Annotated in this window: 9 protein-coding genes; 5 read left to right on the forward strand and 4 right to left on the reverse strand. The window is 59.1% G+C overall.

The annotated features are described in order from the left end of the window. Together BO74_RS19915 and BO74_RS19920 are read left to right on the forward strand one after the other, a co-directional pair. On the forward strand, positions 1 to 1,269 hold a 1,269-nt coding region (locus BO74_RS19915), incomplete at its 5' end, for an ATP-dependent 6-phosphofructokinase (protein WP_496443382.1). Between the two features lie 138 nt (positions 1,270 to 1,407). After that, positions 1,408 to 1,686: a hypothetical protein gene (locus BO74_RS19920; protein ID WP_496444958.1), complete on the forward strand. Its 279-nt coding sequence runs from the start codon at positions 1,408 to 1,410 to the stop codon at positions 1,684 to 1,686. Between the two features lie 79 nt (positions 1,687 to 1,765). Here BO74_RS19920 and BO74_RS19925 read toward each other — a convergent pair whose 3' ends face one another. Then, the gene (locus BO74_RS19925) at positions 1,766 to 2,380 is read right to left on the reverse strand and encodes an acetate uptake transporter (protein WP_496444960.1); all 615 of its coding nucleotides are present in this window, start codon (positions 2,378 to 2,380) and stop codon (positions 1,766 to 1,768) included. Between the two features lie 283 nt (positions 2,381 to 2,663). Between BO74_RS19925 and dctP the strand changes: the two genes are divergently transcribed. Both dctP and BO74_RS19935 read left to right on the forward strand, forming a co-directional pair. Then, the gene (gene dctP / locus BO74_RS19930; RefSeq protein WP_496444961.1) at positions 2,664 to 3,524 is read left to right on the forward strand and encodes a TRAP transporter substrate-binding protein DctP; all 861 of its coding nucleotides are present in this window, start codon (positions 2,664 to 2,666) and stop codon (positions 3,522 to 3,524) included. Between the two features lie 204 nt (positions 3,525 to 3,728). After that, entirely contained in the window at positions 3,729 to 4,271 is a 543-nt protein-coding gene (locus BO74_RS19935; protein WP_496444962.1) for a DeoR/GlpR family DNA-binding transcription regulator, read from the forward strand. Positions 4,272 to 4,284: 13 nt separating this feature from the next. Here the strand turns inward: BO74_RS19935 and BO74_RS19940 are convergent, their stop codons facing one another. The 3 genes from BO74_RS19940 to BO74_RS19950 all read right to left on the reverse strand — a co-directional run bounded on the left by BO74_RS19940 (position 4,285) and on the right by BO74_RS19950 (position 6,065). Then, a complete protein-coding gene (locus BO74_RS19940; protein ID WP_496444963.1) occupies positions 4,285 to 4,872 on the reverse strand; it encodes a hypothetical protein in 588 nt (195 codons plus the stop codon). 73 nt (positions 4,873 to 4,945) lie between these two features. Next, positions 4,946 to 5,518, reverse strand: a complete 573-nt coding sequence (locus BO74_RS19945) for a GGDEF domain-containing protein (RefSeq protein WP_496444964.1) — start codon at positions 5,516 to 5,518, stop codon at positions 4,946 to 4,948. Between the two features lie 223 nt (positions 5,519 to 5,741). Then, positions 5,742 to 6,065, reverse strand: a complete 324-nt coding sequence (locus tag BO74_RS19950) for a sugar-binding domain-containing protein (RefSeq protein WP_496444965.1) — start codon at positions 6,063 to 6,065, stop codon at positions 5,742 to 5,744. Positions 6,066 to 6,429: 364 nt separating this feature from the next. Between BO74_RS19950 and BO74_RS19955 the strand changes: the two genes are divergently transcribed. Further along, positions 6,430 to 8,136 carry a diphosphate--fructose-6-phosphate 1-phosphotransferase gene (locus BO74_RS19955; RefSeq protein ID WP_496444966.1) on the forward strand — a complete coding sequence of 569 codons (1,707 nt, stop codon included), beginning with the start codon at positions 6,430 to 6,432 and terminating at the stop codon, positions 8,134 to 8,136. Positions 8,137 to 8,264: the final 128 nt, after the last annotated feature.

Here is an 8,264-nt window from a genome sequence, read left to right on the forward strand (position 1 = left end):
ATGGACATCACCGTACTGGGCGAAGCCCGTTACCCGTCACCGCTCGATTACCATGTCAGCGACAAGGCGCGCGTGCCTTTCAGCGTCATCGTCGATCCTGATGCGCCGCCGAAGGAAGAACTCTTCTTCGAAGTCGCCGGGCCGCGCGAGAAACTGTTTTTTGACCCGAAAAAAACCCGCGCCGGTATCGTGACGTGCGGTGGCCTGTGTCCCGGCCTGAACAACGTCATCCGCTCGCTCGTCCTGCAGCTCTACCACGGCTATGGTGTGCGAGAGATCCTCGGCTTCACCAACGGTTATCAAGGGCTCGATCCCTGGCGCGGCTCCGAGCCGATCCCGCTGACGCCGGAATTCGTCGAAGACATCCACAAGGAAGGCGGCACGGTGCTCAACACCTCGCGCGGGCCGGTCGACGTCAGCGTGGCGGTCGATAACCTGATCCGGCGCAAGGTGGACATCCTCTTTGTCGTCGGCGGCGACGGCACCCAGCGCGGCGGCGCCGAACTGTTCGAAGAGGCCCGCTCGCGCGGCCATGCCCTGGCCGTGGTCGGCGTGCCGAAGACCATCGACAACGACGTCGCCTTCGTCACCCGGACGTTTGGTTACGTGACCGCCGTCGAGGAAGCCGCCAAGGCGATCGCCTGCGCCCATACCGAAGCGCACAGCGTGCATAACGGCATCTCGGTGGTGAAGATCATGGGCCGTCACGCCGGCTTCATCGCCGCTGGCGCGACCGTGGCCAGCCAGGACGTAAATTTCACGCTGGTGCCCGAGGTGCCCTTCGTCCTCGACGGCGAAGACGGCTTCCTCGAAGCGCTGAAGGAACGCATGCTGCGCCGGGCGCACGCCGTCATCCTGGTGGCGGAAGGCGCCGGCCAGCACCTGATGAGCGGCGGTGAGGACAAGTACGACGCCTCCGGCAACCTCAAGTCGAAGGACATCGGCATCTTCCTGCGCGACCGCATCGAAGCCTATTTCAAGGCCGAGGGGATCCCCTTCGCCCTGCGCTACTTCGATCCGAGCTACATGATCCGCAGCGTCCCGGCCTGCGCCGACGATGCCGTGCTCTGCGATTTCTATGCGCGCAACGCCGTCCATGCCGCAATGGCCGGCAAGACCGGTCTCGTGATCGGCCAGCATCACGGCGTATTCACTCATGTGCCGATCAGCCTGTTGGCCGGGCAGAAGAAACAGCTCGACCTCAACAGCCCGGCCTGGCTCGGGGTGATCGCATCGACGGGGCAGAATTTCGCGCAATTCCCGGCCTGAACTGCCCGTTTAGAAGTGAAGGCGGCTGCGGGACATCCCGCCAGCCGCTTTTTCTGCGCGCTCGAACCGGCCGGGTGCGGAATTTTTTCCGGCGATTGTGATCTCAGAAAGCACAGACGTCCTAAAAGGGAGACCGCAATGACGAAAATTGGCGATTTTGGCGAGGAGCTGGTCGAAACTCCGCCGGTTCAGAAAATCTGTGCCTTCGGCGAGGATTGCGAGGAGAAGGCGCCCGAGACGACTATTTGTGCGTTCGGAGAGGATTGCGAGGAGGTTCTTGCCGTCGATCCGATCGGCGCGTTTGGAGCGCTTCTCGACGAAAAACTGCCGCAGGAGAAGATTTGTGCCTTTGGCGAGAACTGTGACGAACAGCCGCCGGAAAAGAACATCTGCGCATTTGGCGAAGAGTGTTCGTAGGCAGGCATGAAAAAGCCTCCGCGAGGGAGGCTTGGCTGTTGCGGTGACTCCGGGCGTTGTCGCCCGGGGTTCGCTTTTGTTACTTGAAGATGCCGAATGGCTTTCCGACCGGCAGGAATACGCGGCCGAAGAAGGTGTTCAGCACAACCGCCGAGCAGGCGTAGAACGACAGCAGGGCGGTGATCATTTCCGCCCAGGCGCCGATCGTGTGCGTGAGGTGCGGGGCGACGCCGAAGGCGTTGAGCGCCAGCGCGGCGAGCAGCACGTCGATGACGACCATGATGGTGAAGATCAGCTTGCTGACTTCCATGGCGCCGATCGTCATCATGACCGAAAAGATCAGATAGCCGAGGAAGGCGAAGCCGAGTTGCTTGACGTCGCAGGCGGCGGCGAGTTCGGGGCCGAAGACCCCCATTTTCATCATCCAGGCCACGGCGACGGCGTACCAGAAGAAGGCGTAGGCGCCGAAGACGGTACCGCCCCAGATGTTCTCGTAGATGAAGTCGAGGATGCAGGCGATCAGCTGGGCGGTGGCGCCGAGGAAGATCGCGTAGACGATGACGAACGACAGTCCGTTGGTGATGCCCAGCTTTTGCGACGAGGCGACGAATGTGACGATGGCCAGTCCGAACAGCCCCAGTGCGGTGGGGTTGGCAATCCCAATTTTGATGCGTTGGGTTTCAGCGACGCTCATTGATGACTCTCCAGAAAAGTAATGGTGATTGATGCTTGGGGATGCTGCGAAAACCGGTGGGATGAAGCGGTCCGACACGTAGAGCGGTAGCCGGTCGGAAGCCGCGGGATTATAGTCGAGTCCGTGTGCGGAGGCACGCGTGAGGAAGCCGGCGATTATCCCGATACGGCCACGGCGGATGGTAGCCGAAAGCAGTTTCGATGAAGGGTTCGGTTTTCCGCAGAAAAGGTCCGCTCAGTCGACGGTGCAGTGAGCCTTGGGCCGAAGCGTGCGGAGCAGGTGTATGGCGCGAAGGTGTGCGCTGGCGTGCTTCGAATCGATGAAGGCCGGCGTGGTCGATATCTACAACGGTACGGCCGGCGGTGCCTCGGTGCTCTGGAAGCCGATCCAGGCGCTCGATATTCCGTATCTCTTCAATTCCGACCGCGTCGTCCAGGAAGTCCTGCAAGGACCGCTCGAGCAGGATATCCGTGGCCGGGTGATGAAGGCGACGCCGGGAAAGATCATGCTGATGGCGATCGGGCAGACCGGTGGCTGGCGCGGCATCGTGACGAAGGCTCGTGCGGTAAAAACGCCGGACGACCTGAAGGGAACGAAGATCCGCACCATCGAGTCGCCGATCCAGCAGGCACTTGTCCGCAACATGGGCGCCTCGCCGACGCCGCTGCCCTGGTCGGAGGTTTATACCGCAGCAACGACCGGCGTTATCGAAGGATCGCTCAACTCGATCAGCGACGTGACTTCGGCCAAGCTGAACGAAGCGATGAAGTACCTGACGCTCGATCGCAACGCCTACATGACCAACATGTGGGTCATCGGCAGCGACAAGTTCAAGAAGCTGACGGCCGATGAGCAGAAAGTCGTTCTCGATGGCGCCCGTCTGTTCGCCAACGTGACCTTCGGCGTTCAACCGTGGAAGGAGCTCAAGGCCTACGAAGACTTCCGCAAGTCCGGCGGAAAGGTTTACATCCCGACGCAGGCCGAGATGGCCAAGTTCCGCGAACAGGCCAAGCCGATTCGTGACTGGTACCTGAACGAGTACAAGGAAGAGGGCAAGGATTTCCTCGCCGCGCTGAAAAAGTACATCGCCGCCGCATCGAAGAAGATCGACGACGAAAAAGCAGCCGTCATGAACATGAAATAGGCGCTGCTGTTGCGCACGACCGGGCAGGGGGCTGCAGGCGGGCTCCTTGCCTTTTTATCGATGATTGCGCATAGTCCCGCGCTCTGGTCATCACAAGGAGCTGTGAATCCGTCGCCGAGGCAGGCTGCCCGGATCGGCGGTCGCGAGGGAGTCTCGCCCTCGCGGAAATGAAACAATGCCTTCCGGGAACTCGAGGAGCGCGAGGTGTTGCTCGTCGAGGAGAAGCGCCGGATCGCCCTGGCCGTTGCCGAGCGAATCCCCGATCGGAGCACTGTCTTCCTGTCTGCCGGAACAACCATCGAATGCGTGGCCCGGGAGTTGCTGGCGCGCGAGGAATTGCGCGTGATCACCACCTGTCTGCGCGTGGCGGGACTGCTCTACAAACGGCGCGACTTTGAAGTGATTGTCCCCGGCGGCATGGTGCGTCCGCAGAACAGCGGCATCGTCGGGCCGGGAGCGCAGGAATTCCTCCGGCAGTTCCGCGCCGACTTCTACATCGGCAGCACCGGGGCGATCGACCAGGCAGGAACGCTGCTCGACTTCGACGTCAACGAAGTCGCGGTGATGAAAATCATGATGGCCAACTCGAAGCAGGTCTTCATCGCGGTCGACCACACCAAGTTCTGCGCCTCGGCGTCTGTCGAACTGGGCAAGACCTCCGACATCGACATCCTGTTCTCCGATGAGAAACCGGCCGAGCCGCTTTTGTCGCTGCTCGCCCAGCAGCAGGTCGAGCTCGTCGGCTGAGTTTTGGCGAAAACTAATCCTTTGCTCTAAAAACCCTGCATTTGATTGTTTCGACAATATCTCTTCTGATGACAAGAACAGAATTGCTCTCGATATCCAGAAAGGCATAGGAACCGGACGAGGCACGAATTAACCTGCCTTTGAGCGTCGGTCTATTGTGATCGATGAAGAGCAGCTCATTCCTGACCGGCATCGTCTTGCTGAATACAGCGTCAGCAAAAGCGCCGCCCCAATTCATGGCGTCACCCACTGCATAATTGATCGCCACGATGAGCATCACCAGGAAAACTAATGGGCCGGCTTTTCCGGAAAGCTCTTTTATTTGAGTTTCTCTTTCGCTTACAAACCTGATTTTTTTGCTCAGGAAGAAGACAAGAAGCCTGAAAAATAGATATCCCGACGCGAAAGCAACAATTACCCCGACCGCGCCTCCGGAAAAGACCCGAAGAAATCCGTCGTGAATGAGATCTTCCGGCCGCTTCACAAACTCTTCTGCTGGCAGATTCAGTATCTGCAAAAAAGTCGAATCCTGAACGTAACCGATAAAGTACAGCGCTGCACTCAGAAGGCCTACAAAAACCGAGTTGGCGAACATGGCCATGGCGCCCTCCCTCAGACTTGTCGTCCGTTCATGCCCTTATCGGGCTGTGTATCTACGATGATTTTCCAGGCGACTATGCCTCGTCTATATCAAAGCAATATTGGTTGCCGCCGGAATCGGTTGCGTTGATGAGAAGCCTCTTGCCGTGTTCAATCATCGCATTGGGCGTTTCTCCCGTGTATTCAGTCACGCCGCCGCTGATCGTTACCTTCAAGTCTCCAGGGGAGAAGGATTGTGCTTTGACCGCTTCGCGCAAACGCTCAAGGGGGATGAGCGCGGTGCTGAGATCGGTGTGGGGCAGAACAGCCATAAACTCGTTGTCGCCGATGCGGCCGACGAAATCAGTCTCTCGCAATTTTCCACCGATCATCTTCGCCACAACGGCGAGAATGGCGTCGCTCGTCGATTTCCCATATTCGGCACACAGCAGGGAAAAGTGATCAATGTCAATTACCGCCATGGTGAATATCGCCCCATAACGACGACCGTTACTGATTTGATTACTCAGCATGTACCGGACAAACTCTTCATTGAATACGCCGGTCAGATTGTCGCGAATACGGAAACGTTCCAGCTCCTCCTGTTCGCTACTGGCACCAATTGGCTGTTCGTCTGGTGCTTTTGAAAAAAACTCGCTCAATTTCATGGCCATCCCCTTCGTCAGGTAGCCGCTTGTGCACGGACATGTGTTTTCTTGAGCAGTGAATACGCCATTTACTGATTAATCGAAGACTCCAGATGAATATGGAGAAAGAAGGGATCCGCTCCTCGTTACTCCAATAATAGAAGATCCCTGCATTTTGCCCATGTGGAGCGCGTTTTCGTATCGAGCCGTTGGATCACGGTTCCGGGGGAAAGCAGAGACTTCGTTAAACAACAGTCTCTTTGTCTCTGGGTATTTTGTCCAAGCTGAGTACAGATAGCGCATTCGACGTACTTGTCGCGATGATATCGATGACTCCCGTACGTAATGCGCCAAGAATACCCGTTACTTTCGTCGGCTCCGCCGCGATTGCGATTACGTTGGGTATGCGCCTCAAGTCGGGCAATGAGAGCCCAATAACCCGGGATTGCAACGATGGCGATGATGGATTTCCACTGGTGTCGATAAAGTCGTAACCCATGAGGTCGCCTACGGTTCCCGTGAGCCGAGCCTTGTCCGACGTGTGCCGAACGGTGTCGTTATCGAGCATGGGCGCCCCCTGCTTCACGGGCCAAGGTCTCGTAGACGTTGGCGCCATCCAGGTAGAGGATGGCATCGGGCGAAATTCCCATTCCAGGGTTCTGGCGGATGCGCAAGTCTGGCCTTTTGGTCCTCAATCCTGCCTTGCCTTGCGCATAGACGCTGTTTTCATGCTTTTACCGCGCAAGGCGCTCTGCTCAAGGGTTTTTGAAACAGCGTTTCAAAAGACTTTGCGAAAGTTCATAGGGTAAAATCGGGCGATTTTGCCATTTACGGCATCGTTGCACGGTCAGGGTCGGTGCGTGCCGCGCCCATCGTGCCGTGGTTGAAGCTGCGTCGTTGTCCCCCCATTTTTTTCATCCAAGGAATAAAGAATGAGCACGTTGTCAGATCAGCTAGTTAAGATGGAACAGCACAATTCGGTTTTCGAGTCGGCAGTCCGCGCGCTGCCCTTGCCGGTATGTTCCGCGTTTGGTGATGCCGCCAAGCCGCAGGCCGTAACCTTTGCCAGCACCGAGCGGGTGCTCAGTACCAAGGACAGCGACAGCGTCGCCAAGAGCTTTCCCAATTCCGTGCAGGCGTCCGGCAACGTCGTTCTCGCCTCCTCGGGCACCAACCCGAAGGCGGCTCAAGGCAAGCGCGTCGCTGTTCTCTTTTCCGGCGGTCCGGCCGCCGGCGGGCATAACGTCGTCGTCGGCCTGAAGCGGGCGCTGGGCGCCGGCAACACCCTGTTCGGCGTCAAGCCGGGTCCGAAGGGACTGATCAAGGGCAACCTGTTCGAGATCACCGATGCCGATATCGAAACGGTCGTCAACACCGGCGGTTTCGACTTCCTCGGCACCGATCGCACCAAGATCAAGACCGACGCGCAGTTCAACGAAGTCAAGCAGACCTGCATCAAGCACAACCTCGACGCCATCGTCGTCATTGGCGGTGACGATTCGAACACCAACGCTGCCGTGCTCGCCGAGTACCTGTTCAAGGGCGTCAAGGCCGACGGCTCCGGCGTGCAGGTGATCGGCGTGCCGAAGACCATCGACGGCGACCTGCAGATCGGTGACCTGCTGCCGATTTCCTTCGGTTTCGATACCGCGACCAAGATCTACGGCGAAATGGTCGGCAACATCCTGCAGGACACCCGTTCGTCGCTCAAATACTGGCACTTCGTCAAGCTGATGGGCCGTTCGGCGTCGCACGTGACCATCGAGGTCGCGCTGCAGACCAAGCCGGCGGTCACCATCATTTCCGAAGAAGTTGCCGCGAAGAAGCAGTCGCTGGCATCGATCGTCGACCAGATTGCCAAAGCCGTGGTCGCCCGCGCCGCCAAAGGAATCACCCACGGGGTGGTACTCGTACCGGAAGGGCTGATCGAGTTCATCCCGGAAATGAACGCGCTGATCGCCCAGCTGAACGACGTTCTCGCGCATCACGCCGATGCCTTCGCCAAGCTGGATGACGTTGCCAAGCCGGCGTTCGTTATGGACAAACTGAGCGCCGACAACGCCAAGCTGCTCGCCTCGCTGCCGGGCTACGTCGTCGACATGCTGCTCGCCGAGCGCGATTCGCACGGCAACCTGCAAGTGTCGCTGATCCCGACCGAGCAGCTGCTGGTCGACATGGTCAAGGTTCGGGCCAAGGAAATTAGTTCGGATACGCCGTTCCACACCCACTGCCACTTCCTTGGCTACGAGGGGCGCTGCGGTGCGCCGACGCTGTTTGACGCCGCCTACACCTACAACCTCGGCCTGACCGCCGGCTCGCTGATCCTCGATGGCCGCTCCGGCTACATGGCTACGGTGACCGACCTCGACCAGGGCGGCGTGCCCCGCGCCATTCCGCTGACCGGCCTGCTCAACATCGAGCGCCGGCACGGCAAGGACGAGTTCGTCATCGAGAAGGCGCTGGTCAAGATGGATTCGCCGGCCATGCAGTACTTTGTATCTCGCCGTGCCGACTGGGCGGCGGACGACCTGTTCTGCTCGCCGGGGCCGCGCCAGCTGTGGGGCGCCGTTGCCAAGCAGATGCCGATCAGTGTCGCGCTCAACTCGGGTGCCGGTTCGCTGGTGTTCTCGATCGGCTGATGTGCTGTTTCCCGGATCGGGCGCTCCGACGAGCGTTCGTTCCGGGGTGAAATGATTCGGGCAGGCCCGGAACCGTTTGGCGGTTCCGGGTTTTTTTTGTGCGCCCGGCACGGGCGCACTCCTGCGGG

The organism is Propionivibrio pelophilus DSM 12018 (assembly GCF_059569095.1).